Source organism: Caballeronia sordidicola, from assembly GCF_000729995.1.
GTDB classification, from domain to species: Bacteria; Pseudomonadota; Gammaproteobacteria; order Burkholderiales; family Burkholderiaceae; genus Caballeronia; species Caballeronia sordidicola_A.
Window position 1 is genome coordinate 1 of sequence record NZ_JNFG01000204.1, and the last position, 20,929, is coordinate 20,929.

Annotated in this window: 19 protein-coding genes; all 19 read left to right on the plus strand. The window is 58.9% G+C overall.

All coding sequences use genetic code 11. The features are described 5' to 3' along the window. Nucleotides 1-290 precede the first annotated feature (290 nt). Nucleotides 291-1,070 (plus strand): ABC transporter ATP-binding protein, encoded by a 780-nt coding sequence (locus FH08_RS0142640; protein ID WP_031364218.1) that lies wholly within the window; start codon nt 291-293, stop codon nt 1,068-1,070. Further along, entirely contained in the window at nt 1,067-1,828 is a 762-nt protein-coding gene (locus FH08_RS0142645; RefSeq protein ID WP_035568689.1) for an ABC transporter ATP-binding protein, read from the plus strand. Before FH08_RS0142640 ends, FH08_RS0142645 begins: the two co-directional genes overlap by 4 nt. An 81-nt stretch (nt 1,829-1,909) precedes the next feature. Further along, nucleotides 1,910-3,133 carry an ABC transporter substrate-binding protein gene (locus FH08_RS0142650; protein ID WP_031364220.1) on the plus strand — a complete coding sequence of 408 codons (1,224 nt, stop codon included), beginning with the start codon at nt 1,910-1,912 and terminating at the stop codon, nt 3,131-3,133. Nucleotides 3,134-3,282: 149 nt separating this feature from the next. After that, nucleotides 3,283-4,167: a branched-chain amino acid ABC transporter permease gene (locus FH08_RS0142655; protein ID WP_031364221.1), complete on the plus strand. Its 885-nt coding sequence runs from the start codon at nt 3,283-3,285 to the stop codon at nt 4,165-4,167. Then, a complete protein-coding gene (locus tag FH08_RS0142660) occupies nt 4,167-5,138 on the plus strand; it encodes a branched-chain amino acid ABC transporter permease (RefSeq protein ID WP_031364222.1) in 972 nt (323 codons plus the stop codon). The genes FH08_RS0142655 and FH08_RS0142660 overlap by 1 nt, the downstream gene beginning before the upstream one ends. 601 nt (nt 5,139-5,739) lie before the next feature. Next, nucleotides 5,740-6,906 (plus strand): ABC transporter substrate-binding protein, encoded by a 1,167-nt coding sequence (locus FH08_RS0142665; protein ID WP_031364223.1) that lies wholly within the window; start codon nt 5,740-5,742, stop codon nt 6,904-6,906. 265 nt (nt 6,907-7,171) lie between these two features. Continuing rightward, entirely contained in the window at nt 7,172-8,350 is a 1,179-nt protein-coding gene (locus FH08_RS0142670) for an ABC transporter substrate-binding protein (protein ID WP_031364224.1), read from the plus strand. A gap of 158 nt (nt 8,351-8,508) precedes the next feature. Beyond that, complete coding sequence (locus FH08_RS0142675; protein ID WP_031364225.1) at nt 8,509-9,564, plus strand: branched-chain amino acid ABC transporter permease; 1,056 nt, start codon at nt 8,509-8,511, stop codon at nt 9,562-9,564. Nucleotides 9,565-9,568: 4 nt separating this feature from the next. Continuing rightward, entirely contained in the window at nt 9,569-11,353 is a 1,785-nt protein-coding gene (locus FH08_RS0142680; protein ID WP_051888961.1) for an ABC transporter permease subunit, read from the plus strand. Further along, nucleotides 11,353-12,099 (plus strand): ABC transporter ATP-binding protein, encoded by a 747-nt coding sequence (locus FH08_RS0142685; RefSeq protein ID WP_031364227.1) that lies wholly within the window; start codon nt 11,353-11,355, stop codon nt 12,097-12,099. Before FH08_RS0142680 ends, FH08_RS0142685 begins: the two co-directional genes overlap by 1 nt. A 236-nt stretch (nt 12,100-12,335) precedes the next feature. Further along, complete coding sequence (mnmG, locus tag FH08_RS0142690; RefSeq protein ID WP_031364228.1) at nt 12,336-14,315, plus strand: tRNA uridine-5-carboxymethylaminomethyl(34) synthesis enzyme MnmG; 1,980 nt, start codon at nt 12,336-12,338, stop codon at nt 14,313-14,315. Next, the gene (rsmG, locus tag FH08_RS0142695) at nt 14,315-14,995 is read left to right on the plus strand and encodes a 16S rRNA (guanine(527)-N(7))-methyltransferase RsmG (protein ID WP_031364229.1); all 681 of its coding nucleotides are present in this window, start codon (nt 14,315-14,317) and stop codon (nt 14,993-14,995) included. The genes mnmG and rsmG overlap by 1 nt, the downstream gene beginning before the upstream one ends. Nucleotides 14,996-15,057: 62 nt before the next feature. Continuing rightward, complete coding sequence (locus tag FH08_RS0142700) at nt 15,058-15,828, plus strand: ParA family protein (protein ID WP_031364230.1); 771 nt, start codon at nt 15,058-15,060, stop codon at nt 15,826-15,828. A gap of 37 nt (nt 15,829-15,865) precedes the next feature. After that, nucleotides 15,866-16,795, plus strand: coding sequence for a ParB/RepB/Spo0J family partition protein (locus FH08_RS0142705; RefSeq protein WP_031364231.1), 930 nt, complete (start codon nt 15,866-15,868; stop codon nt 16,793-16,795). Nucleotides 16,796-16,801: 6 nt separating this feature from the next. Then, nucleotides 16,802-17,941, plus strand: coding sequence for an SLC13 family permease (locus FH08_RS0142710; protein ID WP_035568693.1), 1,140 nt, complete (start codon nt 16,802-16,804; stop codon nt 17,939-17,941). 313 nt (nt 17,942-18,254) lie between these two features. Further along, nucleotides 18,255-18,869 carry an ATP synthase subunit I gene (locus FH08_RS0142715; RefSeq protein ID WP_031364233.1) on the plus strand — a complete coding sequence of 205 codons (615 nt, stop codon included), beginning with the start codon at nt 18,255-18,257 and terminating at the stop codon, nt 18,867-18,869. A 195-nt stretch (nt 18,870-19,064) separates the two neighbouring features. Further along, nucleotides 19,065-19,916 carry a F0F1 ATP synthase subunit A gene (atpB, locus tag FH08_RS0142720; protein ID WP_031364234.1) on the plus strand — a complete coding sequence of 284 codons (852 nt, stop codon included), beginning with the start codon at nt 19,065-19,067 and terminating at the stop codon, nt 19,914-19,916. Between the two features lie 132 nt (nt 19,917-20,048). Beyond that, the gene (gene atpE / locus FH08_RS0142725) at nt 20,049-20,321 is read left to right on the plus strand and encodes a F0F1 ATP synthase subunit C (RefSeq protein WP_031364235.1); all 273 of its coding nucleotides are present in this window, start codon (nt 20,049-20,051) and stop codon (nt 20,319-20,321) included. 137 nt (nt 20,322-20,458) lie between these two features. Further along, complete coding sequence (locus tag FH08_RS0142730) at nt 20,459-20,929, plus strand: F0F1 ATP synthase subunit B (protein ID WP_031364236.1); 471 nt, start codon at nt 20,459-20,461, stop codon at nt 20,927-20,929.

Here is a 20,929-nt window from a genome sequence, read left to right on the forward strand (position 1 = left end):
CCCCCAAATCCCGTCCACCGGTGCGAACAAAAAACCAGGCCTAAAACTAAGTGCAAATCCCGATGATTGCGCTGCATCATTGGCGCGACAATAGGGCCTGCGCGCGTGTTGCACCGCAGGTCTGCATCACCATTGTGCAGCACGCAAGAAATGCAACAGCACCACAGCAAAATCGCAACGGCAACGGCGCGTACCCAACACAAACACCGCCGGCCAAATCACGGGGAATGCGCCAAAAGCGCACCGAGCTGAAGCTGAAACAAAAGCTCAAACAAAGCACGGAAGGGGACATGATTCTCGGCGATACGATTCTGGAAACCCGCGGCCTGACAAAAGAGTTCAAAGGCTTCACCGCCGTCAACGGCGTGAACCTGCGCGTGCGTCGCGGCTCCATCCACGCATTGATCGGCCCCAACGGCGCAGGCAAAACGACCTGCTTCAACCTGCTCACCAAGTTCCTGGAACCCACCGCAGGACAAATCGTCTTCAACGGCATCGACATCACCGGCGAACGTCCCGCGCAAATCGCCCGTCGTGGTGTCATCCGCTCGTTTCAGATTTCCGCTGTATTCCCGCATTTGACAGTGATGCAGAACGTGCGCATCGGCTTGCAACGCTCGCTTGGCACGTCGTTCAAGTTCTGGAAAAGCGAACGGGTTCTCCATGAACTTGATGATCGCGCCATGGACCTGCTCACTCAGGTCGGGTTGACCGATTTCGCGGATACCACAACGGTCGAACTTTCCTATGGCCGCAAGCGCGCGCTCGAAATAGCAACCACGCTGTCGATGGAACCCGAACTCATGCTCCTCGATGAGCCCACGCAAGGCATGGGTCATGAAGACGTCGACCGTGTGACTGCACTGATCAAGAAAGTATCGGCAGGGCGTACGATCCTGATGGTTGAACACAACATGAACGTGATCGCGGGTATCTCCGACACCATCACCGTCCTGCAACGCGGCGAAGTGCTCGCCGAGGGCAGCTATGCAGAGGTATCGAAAAACGCGCTGGTGATGGAAGCCTACATGGGCAGCGCCGACGCCTCACTTGCGGGAGCGCACGCATGAGCACGATCGTGGAAGAGCGCCGCGCGGAACAGTTGCGTGAGGCGTCGACTCAGGAGCCTGCGCTCGAGCTTGTTGGTGCACAAGCATGGTACGGTGAATCGCACATTCTTCATGGCGTGGACCTGACCGTGCATCGAGGCGAAGTGGTGACGCTGCTCGGACGCAACGGAGCCGGCCGCACCACAACGCTGCGCGCCATCATGGGTCTTACGGGGCGTCGCACGGGGTCGATTCGTATCGGCGGACATGAAACCATCGGCATGTCGACGCACAAGATCGCGCACTACGGCGTGGGATATTGCCCGGAAGAACGCGGCATCTTTTCAAGCCTCTCGTGCGAAGAGAACCTGATGCTGCCGCCGCTCGTGGGCCCAGCGAAAGACGCCATGTCGATCGATGAAATCTATTCGATGTTCCCCAATCTGAAGGAACGCCGCGTCAGCCAGGGCACGCGTTTGTCCGGCGGCGAACAGCAGATGCTGGCCGTTGCGCGCATATTGCGCACCGGCGCGAATCTGCTGCTGCTCGATGAAATATCAGAAGGGCTCGCGCCTGTCATCGTGCAGACGCTCGCGCGAATGATCATCATGCTGAAGGCGCGTGGCTACACCATCGTGATGGTCGAACAGAATTTTCGTTTTGCCGCGCCGCTCGCCGATCGCTTCTATGTCATGGAGCACGGGAAGATCGTCGAGCATTTCAATTCCAGCGAACTCGAAACGAAAATGCCGGTGCTGCACGAGCTGCTCGGGGTTTAGGACGTTAAACGCGCGCTCAACGCAAGTTCAACGCATCAACATGCGGCTCACCGCAAGAACAACAACTCAACGGAGACTGTAATGAAGAAGAAGACCCTCGCGCGCCTGTCGGGACTCTGCCTCGCGGTTGCCGCGGCCACAGCTTCGCTGGTGGCCGGCAATGTCCAGGCAGCCCCCGGCGACACGGTGAAGATCGGCTATATCACGGACCTGTCCGGCCTGTATGCGGACATCGATGGGCCGGGTGGCCTCGAGGCCATCCGTATGGCAATCGCGGATTTCGGCGGCAAGGTGAACGGCAAGCCGATCGAACTCGTCTACGCGGATCACCAAAACAAGGCGGACATTGCCGCATCGCGGGCGCGTGAATGGATTGACCGCGACGGCGTGAACGTGATCATCGGGGGCACGAATTCGGCAACCGCGCTGTCGACGAACCAGGTCGCCGGTGAGAAGAAGATCCCGTACATCAACATTGGTGCTGGCGCGGACAACCTGACCAACGAGCAATGCACGCCGTACACGGTTCACTACGCGTACGACACCATGGCGCTCGCCAAGGGCACGGGATCGGCCGTGACGAAGCAGGGTGGCAAGACGTGGTTCTTCCTGACAGCCGACTACGCATTCGGCAAGGCGCTGGAAAAGAATACGTCGGACGTGGTGAAGGCGAATGGCGGGCAGGTGCTCGGCGCGGTGCGCCATCCGTTGTCGGCCTCTGACTTCTCATCGTTCCTGTTGCAGGCGCAATCGTCGAAAGCGCAGGTGCTGGGTCTGGCGAACGCCGGCGGCGACACGATCAACTCGATCAAGGCCGCGAAGGAATTCGGCATCACCAAGACGATGAAGGTCGCTGCGCTGCTGATCTTCCTGTCGGACATCCATAGTCTCGGCCTCGAAACCGCGCAAGGTTTGGTTGCAACCGACAGCTGGTACTGGAACAAGGACGCAACGACCCGCGCCTGGGCACAGCGTTACTTCGCCAAGATGAAGAAGATGCCGACGAGTCTTCACGCAGCCGATTACTCCGCCGTCACCACGTATCTGAAGGCAGTACAAGCGGCGGGCACGACGGATAGCGACAAGGTGATGGACCAGTTGCACAAGATCAAGATCAACGACTTCTACACGCAGAACGGCTACATCCGTGCGGACGGAAGCATGATCCACGACATGTACCTGATGCAAGTGAAGACGCCGGCGGAATCGAAGGAACCTTGGGATTACTACAAAATCACGGCGACCATCCCGGGCGACCAGGCTTTCGACACCAAGGCGGAGTCGCGCTGCGCGTTGTGGAAATAAGCGGCCGGTTTATAGCGGCACTGCGGATTCATGTGTAACGCCGAGGGTTTGAATCGTCGCGACACGTTCCGCATGATCGATCGACGCATGACGGCTTGCTCATCTTGAGCCAGGCGGCATGCGTCGAAACTACTCTCACGGCAGATTCAATGGAAATTTTCGGCATTCCGCTCGCGGCGATGATGAGCCAGTTGCTGCTTGGGCTGGTGAACGGATCGTTCTACGCCATCCTGAGCCTCGGCCTCGCGGTGATTTTCGGCCTGCTCAACGTGATCAACTTCGCCCACGGCGCGTTGTTCATGCTGGGCGCCATGCTCACATGGATGGGGTTCTCGTATTTCAATGTGCCGTACTGGGCCATGCTCGTGCTCGCGCCTTTGGTAGTGGGCGTGTTCGGCATCATCATCGAACGGACGATGCTGCGCTGGCTCTATAAGCTCGATCATCTGTATGGCTTGCTGCTGACGTTCGGCCTGACGCTGGTGATCGAAGGCGTGTTCCGCGCGATCTACGGTTCATCGGGCCAGCCTTACGACGTCCCCGAACTGCTGTCCGGCGCGACGAATCTCGGCTTCATGTACCTGCCGAATTATCGCGCGTGGGTGGTGCTGGCATCGCTGGTCGTGTGTTTCGCAACGTGGTTCGTGATCGAGAAAACGCGGCTGGGTGCGTATCTTCGCGCGGGTACCGAGAACCCGAAGATGGTCGAGGCGTTCGGCATCAACGTGCCATTGATGGTCACGCTCACTTACGGTTTCGGCGTGGCGCTCGCGGCATTCGCGGGCGTGCTTGCCGCGCCGGTGATCCAGGTGTCGCCGCTGATGGGACAGTCGATGATCATCACCGTCTTCGCGGTGGTCGTTATCGGCGGAATGGGGTCGATCATGGGATCGATCCTGACCGGCCTCGGGCTTGGCGTGATTGAAGGGCTGACACGCGTGTTCTATCCGGAAGCGTCCGCGACGGTCGTGTTCGTGATCATGGCGCTGGTGCTGCTCGTGCGCCCGGCAGGACTTTTCGGCAAGGAAAAATGATGGTTAGGAAAGTGCTCTACGGCGTGTTGCTTGCCGGCCTGATCGCGGCGCCGTTCCTCGGCGTGTACCCCGTGTTCATGATGAAAGTGCTGTGTTTCGCGCTGTTGGCCGCAGCCTTCAATTTGTTGATCGGCTATACGGGACTGCTTTCGTTCGGCCACGCGATGTTCCTCGCCAGCGCGGGTTATTCCGCCGGTTACGCTATCCAGACGCTCGGCTTTACGCCGGAACTCGGCGTGCTTGCAGGCACGGCAGTGGCGACATTGCTGGGTCTCGTCGTTGGCTTGTTCGCGATCCGGCGCCAAGGCATCTACTTCGCGATGGTCACGCTGGCGCTCGCGCAGATGGTCTATTTCGTGTTCCTGCAGGCGCCGTTCACGCATGGCGAAGATGGCATGCAAGGCGTGCCGCGCGGCAAGCTGTTCGGCGCAATCAGCCTCAGTTCCGACCTGACGCTTTATTACGTCGTGCTGCTGGTGATGGTGCTGGCGTTTGGATTTATCGTGCGCGTGGTGCATTCGCCGTTTGGGCAAGTGCTGATCGCGATCAAGGAAAATGAGCCACGCGCGATCTCGCTGGGTTACGACACGTCGCGTTTCAAGCTGCTGGCGTTTGTGTTGTCGGCGGGATTGGCGGGACTGGCCGGCGCGCTTCAAACGCTGGTGCTCGGTTTTGAAACGCTCGGCGATGCGTACTGGACCATGTCCGGCCTCGTCGTGCTGATGACCCTGGTGGGCGGCATGAGCACCATGTTCGGACCCTTGGTCGGTGCATTCATTATTGTGGCTCTGGAAAATCGTCTCGGCGATATCGGGAGTGCGCTGTCTTCGCTCACCGGTATAGATTGGTTCAACTCGCTCGGAGAGTCAGTGACGATCGTGACGGGCCTGATTTTCATTGCATGCGTGCTGCTGTTCCGGCGCGGTATTGTGGGGGAAATCGTCGCACGGGTGAGGCCGCTGCGCGGCTAGAACGACAGGAACGGAAGCAATGTAATTTAGTTGGCGATCCGAACTATATGTCGTGAGGAGCAGTGGTTTTCCCGCGGTTTCCTGCGGCATTTGACAGCACCTCGATAAACGGACGCCCAATAAAGGTGCTAACGTGCACCACTAGGGTAAATGCTAGGTTGTCGGTATTCGTTGCGCAATCTAATATCCGTTTCAGTTCTGTTGCACCCGAATTTTGAGGTGGAGAACGAGGAGACAACGAGGCATCAAGTGCCCGACCGAAAGCGCTGTTGGATGATTCCAACAGCGCTTTTTATTTGTGCTCCGAGCTTTTGCTCACTCTCGGATTTTCACATCCAAACCAATTTCTTCAGCCGGGATTAAAGGGCCTGAAACGGCCTTCGAACGCCCGCGATTTACATTAACTTAATCATTTTCGTACGGGTTTTCCCGAGCATTTTCCAATGCGTGCGTTGGCGCGCATTCGCGCGCTCGAATGCCTTCAAAACGCTTGCCCCACCTGGTTCTCGTCCGCTACACTCGCGATTCACCGACCGCGTGGTCGGGATATAAAAATCGTAAAATCGCGCCAGTGAACAAAACACATTTACGGGGCATATCAATGAAGTTGGCTTTACGCTGGATCTCGACGGCGGCATTCGTCGCGAGCGTGTCCGCAGTGGTAAGTACGCAGGCTTTTGCAGACGTAAAGATTGGCGTGACGTTATCGGCAACCGGCCCGGCTGCATCGCTGGGAATTCCGGAAAAGAACACCATTGCGTTGTTGCCGAAGGAGATCGCGGGGCAGAAGATGGAATACATCGTCCTCGACGATGCGACCGATTCCACCCAAGCGATCAAGAACGCGCGCAAGTTGACGAGTGAAGATCACGTCGACGCCCTGATTGGTTCCACGGTGGTGCCGAATTCACTGGCGATGATCGACGTGGCGTCCGAGACCTCCACACCCATGATCTCCCTGGCTGCAGCGGCCACGATCGTCGAACCGATGGACGCCAAGCGCGCGTGGGTATTCAAGACGCCGCAGAACGACATCCTGATGGCGACCGCGATCGCGCAGCATATGTCGAATCATGGCGTGAAGTCGGTGGCGTTTATCGGTTTCAGCGATGCTTACGGCGAGAGCTGGTTCAAGGAATTCACCAAGGCAGCGGATCTCGCGAAGATCAAGGTGGTCGCTAACGAACGGTTCGCGCGCAACGATACATCGGTGACAGGGCAGGTTCTCAAGGCCATGTCGCAGAATCCCGATGCCGTGCTGATCGCGGGCGCGGGCACGCCGGCCGCGTTGCCGCAAAAGACGCTGAAAGAGCGGGGCTACAAGGGCACGATCTATCAGACGCATGGCGTGGCGAACAACGACTTCCTGCGCGTGTGCGGCAAGGATTGCGAAGGCACGTTCCTGCCGGCCGGGCCGTTGCTGGTGGCCGCGCAGTTGCCCGATTCGAATCCGGTGAAGAAGTCGGCGCTGACTTATAAGCAGGCTTATGAAAATGCGTATGGCGCGGGTTCGGTGTCCACGTTCGGCGGTCATGCGTGGGACGCCGGCCTGTTGCTGCAACGGGCGATTCCGATCGCATTGAAGAAGGGGCAGCCGGGCTCGCAGGCGTTTCGTGAAGCGTTGCGCGCGGCTATCGAGAGCACCCAGGATTTGCCCGGCTCGCACGGGATCTTCAACATGAGCGCGAATGATCACTCAGGACTCGATCAGCGGGCGCGCGTGATGGTGGAGATCGTCGGCGGGCAGTGGAAGCTCGCCAAAGACTGACGGGAATCCACACAAATATATGAACCGACTAAAGGCGCGTTGCTTCGAACGCGCCTTTTTTTCTGAGCGTTATCGAGACGATGTTTTAGATGGGCTCGGCTGTATAGGCCTCATGGCCAACGCTGAGGGAAAACGAGTCTAGGCACATGCAATGACCGAAAATAGATTGAGCGGCGATTAAGCCAGGACCGCGCAACACAGATTCATAACAACTCGCAGTAGCGTACAAGGCGTGCGCGATGGCATAGCGTCTGGAGACGATGCAATGAAAAAGACTCACTCGTGGAAGTGGCAAGGACGGCTGACGAGCGCGGCGCTTGGCGTAACGCTCGCCTTCGGTGCCGGCGCGGTGTTCGCGCAGGTGAAGATTGGCGTGACGTTATCGGCAACAGGGCCGGCGGCATCGCTTGGGATTCCCGAGAAAAATACGATCGCGTTGTTGCCGAAGGAGATCGGCGGGAAGACGGTGGAGTACATCGTGCTCGACGACGGTTCCGACACCAGCCGCGCCGTGCAGAACACGCGCAAGCTGATCGATGAAGATCACGTCGACGCTATCGTGGGCTCGACCGTCACGCCGAACTCGCTTGCGATGCTCGACGCCGCGAGCCAGGGCAAGACGCCGATGATCTCGATGGCCGCATCCGCCGCAATCATCTCGCCGATGGACGCCAAGCGTTCGTGGGCGTTCAAGACGCCACAGAACGACAGCCTGATGGCCGACGCGATAGCGGAATATATGGAGAAGCATGGTGTGAAGACGGTTGGCTTCATCGGCTTTGCGGATGCATACGGCGACGGCTGGTATAGCGTGTTCAACACCGCCGCGGCCGCGCACAACCTCAAGATTGTCGCGAACGAGCGTTTTGCCCGCACCGATACTTCGGTCACCGGTCAGGTGCTGAAGACCATGAGCGCAAATCCGGATGCCGTGTTGATCGCGGGTGCAGGAACGCCCTCGGCGTTGCCGGCCAAGGCACTGAAGGAGCGCGGTTACAAGGGCAAGGTCTATCAAACGCATGGGGTCGCGAACAACGACTTCCTGCGCGTATGCGGCAAGGATTGCGATGGCGAATTGTTGCCGGCGGGCCCGATCCTGGTCACGGATCAATTGCCGGACAGCAACCCGGTGAAGAAATCGTCGCAGGCTTATAAGGCGGCCTATGAGAAGGCGTACGGCGTAGGGTCGGTATCGACGTTTGGCGGCCATGCGTGGGACGCCGGGCATATGCTGGAACAAGCCATTCCCGAAGCGCTCAAAACGGCTCAGCCGGGCACCGAAGCGTTTCGTGCAGCGCTGCGCACTGCGCTGGAGAACGTAAAGGACCTGCCGCTCGCGCACGGCGTGATGAACACCACGCCGACCGATCACAACGGCCTCGATAAGCGCGCCCGTGTGATGGTGCAAATTGTCGACGGCAAGTGGAAGCTGCAGAACGACTAGTTTGTGGCGTGGACCGCGCTTGCGCGTCGTGAATTTGGCGCGTTAGCGTGCCGGGGTATCAACCATGGCCTGACGCTGCATTTCTCCCGCAGCACCAGGCCATGTTTCGATGGGCTGACCCGGCAGCCCCAGTTGCAGGATGCTCCTAAAGAGGCAGTATGGACTTATCGATTGCGGCGATTCTCGCGCAAGACGGCATCACCACGGGCGCGATCTACGCATTGCTTGCGCTCGCGCTGGTCCTCGTGTTTTCGGTGACGCGCGTCATCTTCATCCCGCAGGGCGAGTTCGTCGCGTACGGTGCGCTTACGTTGGCCGCACTGCAAACGCAGAAGCTGCCGGCAACGTGCTGGCTGCTGATCGCCATGGGCGTGGGGTGCTTTGTCGCGGAGAGTGCGGGCATCGCGCGGCATCCGTCCCGATACAGGCGGATAGGGCGCACGCTCGCCGTGCTGGCAGGCAAATACCTGCTGTTCCCGGTGGCGGTCTATGCGCTGACGCAAAGCGTGCTGACGCAGCCGCTGCCAATGATCCTGCAAGTCGCGCTCGCACTGCTGATCGTGATTCCGATGGGACCGTTCGTCTACCGGTTAGCCTACGAGCCGATCGCCGAAGCCAGCACGCTGCTGCTGTTGATCGTGGCCGTCGCCGTGCATTTCGCGATGGTCGGCCTCGGCCTGGTGATGTTCGGCGCGGAAGGCTCGCGCACGACCGCGTTCTCCGATGCGACGTTCAATCTCGGCAGCGTGTCGATCTCCGGACAGAGTCTCTGGGTGGTCGGGACGGCCGTGGTGCTGATCGTCGCGCTGTATCTGTACTTCGACCGCACGATCTCCGGGAAGGCCCTGCGTGCGACCTCGGTGAACCGGCTTGGCGCGCGTCTGGTGGGCATCGGCACAACGCAGGCTGGACGGCTTGCCTTCACGCTCGCGGCCGGCCTGGGCGCGCTCTGCGGCGTCCTGGTGGCGCCAATCACGACCATCTACTACGACTCGGGCTTCCTGATCGGCCTGAAGGGGTTTGTGGGGGCGATCGTGGGCGGTTTGGTGAGTTATCCGCTGGCCGCGGCGGGTTCGCTGCTGGTTGGGTTGCTTGAATCGTATTCGTCGTTCTGGGCGAGCGCGTACAAAGAGGTGATCGTCTTCACGCTGATCATTCCGGTGCTGCTGTGGCGGAGCCTGGCGAGCCCGCATTCAGACGAAGACGAGGAGTGACGCGATGAAATTCGTCCTGCGAAACAAGTTTTTCTGGGTATTCCTGCTGGTCGTGTTCGCGTTGCCGGTGCTGCCGAATCCGATCCGCACGCCCGAGTACTGGATCACGCTGCTGAACTACATCGGTTTGTATTCCATTGTCGCTATCGGTCTCGTGCTGCTGACGGGTATCGGGGGGATGACGAGCTTCGGGCAAGCGGCGTTCGTGGGTGTGGGCGCTTATTCAACGGCGTATCTCACGACGCAGTTCGGCGTGTCGCCGTGGCTTGCGTTGATCGTGGGCGTGGTGCTGACGGCGCTGATCGCGCTGCTGCTGGGCATGGTCACCATGCGCCTCTCCGGCCACTTCCTGCCGCTTGGGACGATTGCTTGGGGGCTGTCGCTGTTCTTCCTGTTCGGGAATCTTGAGTTTTTGGGGAAGTACGACGGTATCAACGGCATTCCAGTGCTCAACCTATTGGGATGGCATCTGGAATCCGGGCGGTCGATTTATTACCTGATCTGGGTCGTCGTGTTGCTCGCGGTCATATCTGTTCAGAATCTGCTTAATAGTCGGCCGGGGCGGGCGATTCGGGCGCTGCGCGGCGGCGGCACGATGGCGGAAGCGATGGGCGTGAACACCGCTTGGATGCGCGTGGTGATTTTCGTTTATGCCGCCGTGCTGGCCGCGATTTCAGGCTTCTTGTACGCGCATTTGCAGCGTGCGGTGAATCCGACGCCGTTCGGTTTGAACCACGGCATCGAGTTCCTGTTCATGGCGGTCGTGGGAGGTGTGTCGCATGTCTGGGGTGCGGTTTTAGGGGCGACGATCCTCACCGTTCTGCAGGATTATTTGCAGACGTTGCTGCCCAAGTTGCTTGGATCGAATGGCAATTTCGAGATCATCGTGTTCGGGATTTTGATGGTCTTGCTGCTCCAGTACGCACGGCAAGGGGTCTGGCCGTTCGTCGCCCGGCTCTTTCCCAGCGGGCCTCGCGCTCGCGCTCCTGAGCAGGCGGAAGCGCTGCCGCAACGCCCAAAGCCAGTCATCGGCGAGCCTTTGCTGATCGTCGATAAAGCTCGGAAGGAGTTCGGCGGCCTGGTCGCCGTCAACGACGTCAGTTTCCAGGTGAAAGCGGGCGAGATCATCGGATTGATTGGACCGAACGGCGCGGGAAAATCGACGACGTTTAACCTGGTCACCGGTGTGCTGCAAGCCACAAGCGGTTCGATCACCTTCCAGGGCGAACGTATCGATGCGCTGACTTCACGTGAAATCGTCAAACGCGGCATTGGGCGGACGTTCCAGCACGTACGGTTGTTAGCGGGAATGACGGTTCTGGAGAATGTGGCGATTGGTGCGCACCTGCGGGGAAAGACGGGCGTCTGGCGCAGCGTCGCTCGCCTGAACGCAGCGGAAGAAGGGCGTTTGATGGCGGAAGCGGCGAAGCAGATCAAACGCGTAGGCCTGGAAAAGCATCTTTACGATGAAGCCGGCAGTTTGGCGCTGGGCCAACAGCGGATTCTGGAAATTGCCCGCGCTCTATGCTGCGATCCGACTTTGCTATTACTAGACGAGCCTGCTGCTGGTTTGCGCTATCAGGAGAAATTGCAGTTAGCGGAGTTGCTGCGGCGCTTGAAAGGCGAGGGCATGAGCATCCTGCTGGTGGAACATGACATGGATTTCGTGATGAATCTCACTGACCGACTGGTAGTGATGGAGTTTGGAACTCGGATCGCTGAAGGGTTGCCAGAGGATGTCCAGAAAGATCCGGCGGTGTTGGAAGCTTATCTAGGTGGAGTGGACTGATGGCCGATGCAATTCTTCAAGTCGCCGGCTTGTCCGTTCGCTACGGCAAGGTCGAGGCGCTCCACGACGGAAAGCTTACCGTTGGTGCGGGGCAGATCGTTTCGGTTATTGGGCCTAACGGCGCGGGCAAATCTACGTTGCTCAACGCGATCATGGGTGCGCTTCCTTCTACGGGCTTTGCGAAGGGAACGGTGCTGTATCGGGACGAGGATGTTTCTACGCTGGCAATCGAGAAGCGGGTTTCACGTGGAATGTGCCTTGTTCCGGAGAAACGTGAGCTGTTTGCGAGCATGACCGTGGAAGACAACCTGGTTCTGGGTGCGTATCGACGGAAGCGCGCCGGCGAGCGCAATTTCCTCGATCAACTCGTTCACGTGTTCGACTTGTTTCCGCGTCTAAAGGAGCGCAGACAGCAAGCGGCGGGAACGTTGTCGGGTGGCGAACGGCAGATGTTAGCGGTTGGTCGTGCACTGATGGGTAAGCCCGATTTGCTGATGCTGGATGAACCGAGCCTCGGCCTCGCACCGTTAATCGTGAAGGAGATATTCCATATCATCAGTGCGTTGCGCCAAACGGGCGTCGCTACACTGCTGATCGAACAGAATGCACGTGCTGCGCTGCAGATATCGGATTACGGCTATGTGCTCGAGACCGGCGAATTCGCTATGGAAGGGGTTGCTAGCGAACTGGCTCACGATCCGAAGGTTATTGAGACGTACTTGGGGCTGGCGAAGAAAGTCGCATAACGACCTTATGGCCGAGAGAATCCCGATGGCGTGTTTCACGTGAAACACGCCATTTTTTTCGCGCTACGTTGTCGCTAACGGATTTCATCGCGACCTTGGTAGATCTCAACGGCATGTTTCACGTGGAACATGCCAATTTTTTCGCGTTAGCCATCTGGCTTGGATCGTGACAAAAGCTTACCCGTTATAATTCTTCGATATCTCTTTCGAAGGTCCGCCACGGCGCGCGGGAACCCATGCTTTATCCAACTGAATTCGATGTGATCGTTGTAGGTGGCGGTCACGCTGGAACTGAAGCCGCTTTGGCCGCCGCTCGAACGGGCGTGGCCACGCTTTTGCTGACTCATAACATCGAAACGCTCGGCCAAATGAGCTGCAATCCCTCGATTGGCGGGATTGGGAAGGGCCATTTGGTCAAGGAAATCGATGCTCTGGGCGGCGCAATGGCCGCGGCAACCGATGAGGCGGGTATCCAGTTTCGGATTCTGAACTCATCGAAGGGGCCGGCGGTCCGTGCCACGCGGGCGCAAGCGGATCGCGTTTTGTACAAGCAAGCGATCCGGCATCGGCTCGAAAATCAGCCAAATCTCTGGTTATTCCAGCAGGCCGTGGACGATTTGATCGTCGAAGGCGACCGAGTTGTAGGCGCCGTGACCCAGGTTGGCGTGAAATTTCGCGCGAAAGCGGTCGTGCTGACCGCGGGTACCTTCCTCGACGGAAAGATTCACGTGGGCTTGAACAACTACGTGGGCGGCAGGGCAGGTGATCCGGCTGCGGTGTCGTTGTCGGCGCGGCTTAAGGAGCTTCAACTCCCGCAGGGGCGGCTCAAAACGGGCACGCCACCGCGAATCGATGGCCGCACCATCGACTATTCGAAGCTTGAAGAACAACCGGGCGACCTCGATCCGGTCCCCGTGTTCTCCTTCCTCGGTCGTGTTGAGCAGCATCCGCGACAAGTGCCTTGCTGGGTCACGCATACCAACGAGCGCACGCACGACATCATTCGGGCCGGCCTTGATCGCTCGCCGATGTACACAGGCGTTATCGAAGGCGTCGGACCGCGCTATTGCCCGTCGATTGAAGACAAAATTCACCGGTTTGCGTCCAAGGATTCGCATCAAATCTTCCTGGAACCCGAAGGCCTGACAACGAACGAGTTCTATCCCAACGGCATTTCCACAAGTTTGCCGTTCGATGTTCAGCTCGAGCTAGTTCGCTCCATGAAGGGATTGGAACACGCGCACATCCTGCGACCGGGCTACGCGATTGAATACGATTACTTCGATCCGCGGGCGTTGAAGGCGTCGTTAGAAACAAAAGCGATCGGTGGCCTGTTCTTCGCGGGGCAGATCAATGGCACAACCGGCTACGAGGAAGCTGCTGCGCAGGGTTTGCTCGCAGGTCTGAACGCGGCGCTGCAGGTGAGCGGCAAGGACGCGTGGTGTCCGCGTCGCGACGAAGCCTATTTGGGCGTTCTGGTGGATGATCTGGTCACGCAAGGGGTGTCGGAGCCATACCGGATGTTCACGAGCCGTGCAGAATATCGTCTTTCATTGCGTGAAGACAATGCGGATATGCGCTTGACCGAAGCGGGTAGGGCGCTTGGCGTAGTAGATGACACGCGCTGGAACGTATTCAACGAAAAGCGTGACGCTGTTTCACGTGAAACACAGCGCCTGAAATCGACTTGGGTTAACCCTAAAACATTGCCGGCTGAAGAAGCCATTGCGTTGTTGGGCAAACCGATCGATCACGAATACAGCTTGGCGGATTTGCTGCGTCGACCCAACATCACGTATGCAGACGTTTGTGCACTGCGGAATCACACTTCCGGCCCGGAAACGCCATTGGCTCAAGATCCAGTCTTGCTCGGCCAAATTGAAGAGCAGATTGAGATCGCGGTGAAGTATCAGGGCTACATTGATCGTCAGGCTGGCGAGATCGAGCGTAACGGCGCGCACGAAAATACGCGCTTGCCGGAAACATTCGACTACGCGGAAGTACGTGGGCTTTCCTTCGAGGCTTGTCAAAAACTGATCCAGCATCGACCGGAAACGATTGGCCAGGCGTCGCGTATCTCCGGCATCACGCCGGCCACCATTTCCTTGCTGATGGTGCACCTCAAGCGGGCCATGGGCCGGCGCGACGGCGCTACAAATCAGACAGCAACGGGAAATAGCAGATCCGGGCGTGGCAGCGCTCGCTCCGTCTCGTGATGCAGCGTGAAGCCGGGGACGCCGGACTACAAAAGCTTCTAAACGAAGGGATCGAGCAACTCGGCATTGCCGTCACCGACGCGCAGCGCCAGAAGCTGCTCGACTACGTGGCCCTGCTAGGTAAGTGGAACGCGGTCTACAACCTGACCGCGATTCGCGATCCGCGCCAGATGCTGATCCAGCACATTCTTGATTCTCTCGCGATCATCCCGTTTCTCACTCGCCGCACCGGGCCTCAGTCCGCGCTCGATGTCGGCTCCGGCGGTGGTCTACCGGGGATCGTCATGGCGATCGTTCTGCCCGACTGGCAAGTCACGGTGAACGACATTGTTCACAAGAAAACGGCTTTTCAGTCGCAGGCAAAGTTGCAACTCGGATTGACCAATCTGTCGGTTGTAACAGGGCGTGTGGAGAATCTGCATGCAGGTGCAGAAGTCCCAGGTCTTTTCGATGTAATCGTCTCGCGCGCATTCGCAGAGCTCTCTGACTTCGTTACACTTGCGCGTCATCTCGTTGCCGGCAACGGCCGTATCTGGGCGATGAAAGGAATCAGGCCGGACGCCGAGATTGCTCGCCTTCCCGCCGACGCGAAAGTCTGCTGTATCGAACGTCTCCGCGTGCCCATGCTCGACGCCGAGCGCCACCTGATCGAAATTGAAATCGGAGCGGCCCCACATTGAACACTGCAGTCGACATCTCACGCGCACCTGAAATCCAGTCAGGAAAGAAGGGACACATCACGATGGCAAAAATCTTCTGCGTCGCGAACCAGAAGGGCGGCGTCGGAAAGACGACGACAGCAGTCAACCTCGCAGCGAGTCTGGCGGCGCTCGACCAACGCGTCTTGCTGATCGACCTGGACCCGCAGGGCAACGCCACCATGGGAAGCGGCGTCGACAAAGCCGCCGTCGAAAACACCGTGTACGACGTGCTGGTCAACGGGGTATCGGTGCTCGAAGCGCGTACCCGTACGGATGCGGTTGGCTACGACGTCTTGCCGGCTAACCGCGAACTGGCGGGTGCTGAGGTGGAACTGGTCGGCGTGGAACACCGCGAACGCGTGCTACGCAAGGCTTTGACGGAAGTAGAAGCCGAATACGATTTCATCCTCATCGATTGCCCGCCGGCTTTGTCGCTGCTCACGCTGAACGGTTTGTGCGCCGCCCACGGCGTAGTCATCCCCATGCAGTGCGAGTATTTCGCGCTCGAAGGACTGTCCGACCTGGTCAACACGATCAAGCAGGTTCACGCGAATCTCAACCGCGACCTGAAGGTGATCGGATTATTGCGCGTCATGTTCGATCCGCGCATTACGTTGCAGCAACAGGTCTCGGATCAACTGAAACAGCATTTCGGCGACAAGCTCTTCGACGTCGTCATTCCCCGCAACGTCCGTCTGGCGGAAGCGCCCAGCTACGGTTTGCCGGGTGTTGTGTTTGACCGGGCATCGCGTGGCGCGCAGGCGTATATCCAGTTCGGTACGGAAATGATCGAGCGCGTACGCGCGCTTTAACGGACACAGCGTCAAGATGGCAGAACGAGGAAGCAAGATGAACGCAACGATGAAGAAGAAGGGCCTTGGGCGCGGTCTGGAAGCCCTTCTGGGTGGAAGCTCGGATATCACCGAGGCTGTGCGCAGCGAAGGCCTGCCGAGCGTTCTACGCCTCGACGTCATGCAAGCCGGCAAGTATCAGCCGCGTACCCGAATGGACGAAGGCGCGCTGCAGGAACTGGCAGCCAGCATCCGTGCGCAGGGTGTGATGCAGCCGATCCTCGTGCGTTCGATTGGCGATGACCGGTACGAGATCATTGCCGGCGAGCGGCGCTTCCGGGCGGCGAAATTGGCTGGCCTTGATGAAGTGCCGGTGCTTGTGAAGAACGTGCCGGATCAGGCCGCTGCGGCCATGGCGCTGATCGAAAACATCCAGCGTGAGGACCTGAATCCGCTGGAAGAAGCGCAGGGCATTCAGCGTCTGCTCGATGAATTCGATTTCACGCACGAGCAGGCGGCCGAATCGGTCGGGCGTTCGCGCAGTGCAGTATCGAATTTGCTGCGCCTGCTGAACCTCGCTACACCGGTTCAAACCATGCTGCTCGCGGGCGATCTCGATATGGGCCATGCCCGCGCGCTGCTCGCCGTCGATGCCGCCACGCAGATCCAGTTGGCCAACCAAGTGGTCAACAGGCGCATGTCGGTGCGTGAGACCGAGAAGCTGGTTTCATCGACGACGAAGGAAGCGCCTGCTACGAAAGCGCGCGCCGCGAACGATGGCGGCCGCGATACCCGTCGGCTGGAAGAAGAATTGTCCGACCTGCTGTCGGCCAACGTGAAGATCAAGATGGGCGGGCGAGGGCGCGGCAAGTTGCAGATCGATTTCGGCGATCTCGATGCGCTTGAGGGCATTTTGGGACGGCTGCGCACGGGCGCCGTCAATGGCAAGGCGATGACCCCGGACAACGCTTCCGCAGTGCAGGCATAAGCCGCGATGCAGTCGCCCGCGGAAGCGCAGCCCGCCCAACAGAGTCTGGTGTCCAAAGCCTGGACGCTTGTCACTAAAGAACCCGTGCTGGCGATCCTGGTTGTGGCGCTTATCGCGCTGCAAATCCTGTATCCCAAGCCGTGGGCGTCGTTGCCGGCGTTGATCGACTGGCAGACGGTGTTGACGCTTGCCGGCTTGCTGATGTTGACCAAGGCGGTGGAGCTGTCGGGCTTTCTGATGTGGATGGCGCACCGCGTTGTGCATCGGATTCACGGTGAACGCGGCCTGGCGTTTCTGCTGATCGGTCTCGCAGCGGTTCTCTCGACCTTGCTCACCAACGACGTCGCGCTGTTCGCCGTCGTGCCTTTGACCTTGTCGCTGCACAAACTCGCGCCGCTTCCCATCAAACGGCTGGTGAACTTCATTGCCATCGCGGTGAATGCCGGGTCGGTCCTGACGCCGCTCGGCAACCCTCAAAACCTGTTTCTCTGGCAGACGAGCGGCGTGTCCTTCGGCCGGTTCGTGTGGGCGTTGCTGCCGTTGTGCGCGGCGCTCATGGCGATGCTTTACGCACTGGCCGCCGTCATGTTCCACAACAAGCCGCTCGATCTTTCCGGCGACACAGAATCCCATTCCGTCGATATCCCGCTTTGTACGGTCGCGGGCATTGCGTTCATCGCGTTCGTGGTTCTCGCCGACGCGCATTACGCCGGCATCGGACTGGCCGCGGTCGCAGTGGGTTTCCTGTTGTGGCGACGTCAAGTCGTGCTCAAGATCGACTGGTTGCTGCTACTCATCTTCGTGCTGATGTTCATCGTGCTGCGCAGCGTGGCCGCGTTGCCGTCGGTGCATCACGCAATAGCAAGCCTGGGCCTCGATACGCCATTCAAGGCATACGCGGCGGGCGCCGTGTTGTCCCAGGGAATCAGCAACGTTCCTGCAGCGATCATGCTCGCGGAGTTTTCGAAAGACTGGAGAGCGCTGGCATTCGGCGTGAGCGTGGGTGGATTCGGTATAGCGATTGGTTCGCTTGCCAATCTGATCGCCGTCCGGCTTTCGGGTGAGCGCGGCATGTGGGGTCCGTTTCACCTCATCTCGATTCCATTCTGGATCGTCGCAGCGGCTGTTGGAGCTTGGCTGGTTTAATCAAATGAAAATGGTGCGGCGCACGCAATGTGATTCGTATCCTGCTGAAAAGCGACGTGAAACCATCGCTCATCCGGCGTTAATCAAACTCGTTGTCCATACAAGCGAAATCTCCTTTCGGAGACGTGTTTTTAAGGCTCGTCCGCTTGTTTTTTGATGGGCCTAAGCTATTGAATCTGTGACAACAATCGCTTACAATCCCCCGGATTTATCAGCTTGGCGACCCCGAAAGCGCAACGTAAGTATGTGGTTGAATCCAGCCATGAACGAGCGGTAAATGCGTTGGCTGTAACTGACTTTAGTGAGATGTGTGATGGCGGTGCGAGAGCAGGATCGAGCGCCGGAAGGCGGGCAAGATGGGCGCGATTCACGCCATGCCGCTGATTTGACCGGACACAAGCCGTCCGGTTCAACGCCCAACACCCCGTCTTCTTCTGGTCAGTCGCGCCACGCGCCGGATCATCCATTCGACGATTCGTGGGACGCTGAAGCACAAGATAACAAGACTGTTCCGCTTACGCGGGCAGAGGCGGAGACGCTGTTTGGTCCCAGAGTGAGTCGTCCATCGCGTGTCACGCCGTTCAAGGTCGTGGCGGCGCAAATGGTTTTGTCCCTGTGTGCGACGTTGGCATGGTGGCTGTTCTACAGTCCACCGGGTGCCTCCGCGCCGAGCGCCGTAGCGCTATCGGCGTTCCTCGGGGGAGCGATTTGCTGGGTGCCGAGCGGATTGTTCGCAGCACGTCTGAAAGCGAAGAGCGGCGTTCAAACCGTCGCAAGCTGGGTGATCGGCGAAGCAATCAAGATGGGCGCGACCATCGCCATGTTCGTGGCGATCGCGTACGGTTTCAAAGGCGTACTGTGGGTGCCGTTGCTGGTGACGTACCTCATCGCGTTGAAGACGTACTGGATCGCGATGGCTTGGAAATAAGTCGCACGACACAAGCGTACCTCGCAGGCATGACGTGCCAGGTAAGTGACGGTCCAACGGTATCAGAGCAAATTAATACGTGCGGAGTGCTTCTCCTGCATGCGGGCCCGTGCCCTGCGAATCGCCCATGGAATGGCGACTCGAGGACCACACGGGCGGCGGAAGATTTTCGACAATTTGGGTGGCTTTAAAGTTATGGCAGCTAGCGAAGGAACGCACGCGATGGATCCGTCGGAGTACATCGCGCACCACTTGCAGAATCTTTCCACGTCGCCGCAGACGTCGATTTTCGACATCCACGTCTGGAATCTCGACACGTTGTTCTGGTCGATTCTTTGCGGCATCGCGACCATCGTGATCCTCGGCCTCGCGGCTCGCAAAGCAACGTCCGGCGTGCCCGGCCGCTTCCAGTGCGCAATCGAGATGCTGGTCGAGATGGTGGAAGACCAGTCGAAGTCGATGGTCCACGGCAGCCGCCGTTTCATCGCCCCGCTCGCCCTCACGGTGTTCGTGTGGGTTGCGCTCATGAACGCGCTCGACTTCATCCCGGTTGATCTGCCCACGCGCGTGATCGGCTGGCTGGGTCTGTCGGAGACGTTCCCGCATATGCGCATCGTCCCGACGGCTGACCTGAACGGCACGCTCGGCATTGCTATCGGCGTGTTCGTGCTGATGATTTACTACAACTTCAAGATCAAGGGCGTTGGCGGCTTCGTGCACGAACTGCTGTCCGCTCCGTTCGGCGCGCATCCGCTGCTGTGGATCCCGAACCTTGCACTCAACATCATCGAGTTCGTCGCCAAGACGGTTTCCCTCGGCATGCGGCTGTTCGGCAACATGTACGCAGGCGAACTGTTGTTCCTGCTGATCGCGTTGCTCGGCAGCATGTGGCACTTCGGCGCGGACGCCTCTGTGCTCGGCTTTTTGGGTCACGTAGTGGCAGGGACGGTTTGGGCGATCTTCCACATTCTGATCGTGCTGCTGCAGGCGTTTATTTTCATGATGCTGACGCTGGTGTACCTCGGCCAGGCGCATGACACGCACTAAGCAGGGAAGGCTCACAGTAGTTCGGTAAAACGCTGCGGAACATTGCAGCGGCGAACCAAAAATCAGCAGAATCGTATCGAGTTTCAATTTTATAAATCTAAGTTCCAAAGTCTTTTTCACATAGGAGTAGTCATGAACGCTTTCATCGCCAACATCCAGGGTCTGACCGCCATCGGTATCGGCATCATCATCGGCCTGGGTGCAATCGGCGCCTGTATCGGTATCGGCCTGATGGGCGGCAAGTACATTGAAGCGTGCGCTCGCCAGCCGGAACTGATGAACCCGCTGCAAACCAAGATGTTCCTCTTGGCTGGTCTGATCGACGCGGCGTTCCTGATTGGCGTTGGTGTGGCAATGCTGTTTGCGTTCGCGAACCCGCTGCTGTCGAAGCTCGTCGCAGGCTGAGGTTCCTCGGAAGTGTGCGCTCGGGCTTTCAAGCTACGGGCGCAGGACGGAACGTGCAACGGCGCTTAATCGATGCAAGCTTCGATCAGGCGCCTTGCCGTTTCACTCTCCGGATTAGCAACGTTTAAGGAAACACCGTGAATCTCAACGCAACCCTGTTTGCGCAAATGGTCGTGTTTCTGATCCTCGCGTGGTTCACGATGAAGTTCGTGTGGCCGCCGTTGATCAACGCCCTGGATGAGCGCTCGAAGAAGATCGCCGACGGCTTGTCAGCCGCCGAAAAGGGCAAGGCCGAACTCGAAGCCGCACATAAGCGCGTCGACCAGGAACTCGCGCAAGCCCGCAACGACGGCCAGCAGCGTATTGCGGATGCTGAAAAGCGCGCAGTCGTAGTCGCCGACGAAATCAAGGCTAACGCCCAGGCCGAAGCGGCGCGCATCATTGCGCAAGCGAAAGCCGACGCAGACCAGCAAGTCGTCAAAGCGCGCGAAGCATTGCGCGGCGAAGTCGCGGCGCTGGCCGTGAAGGGCGCCGAGCAGATCCTGAAGCGCGAAGTCGATCAATCGGTTCACGCCGAGATGCTGAATCAACTCAAAACCGAGCTCTGA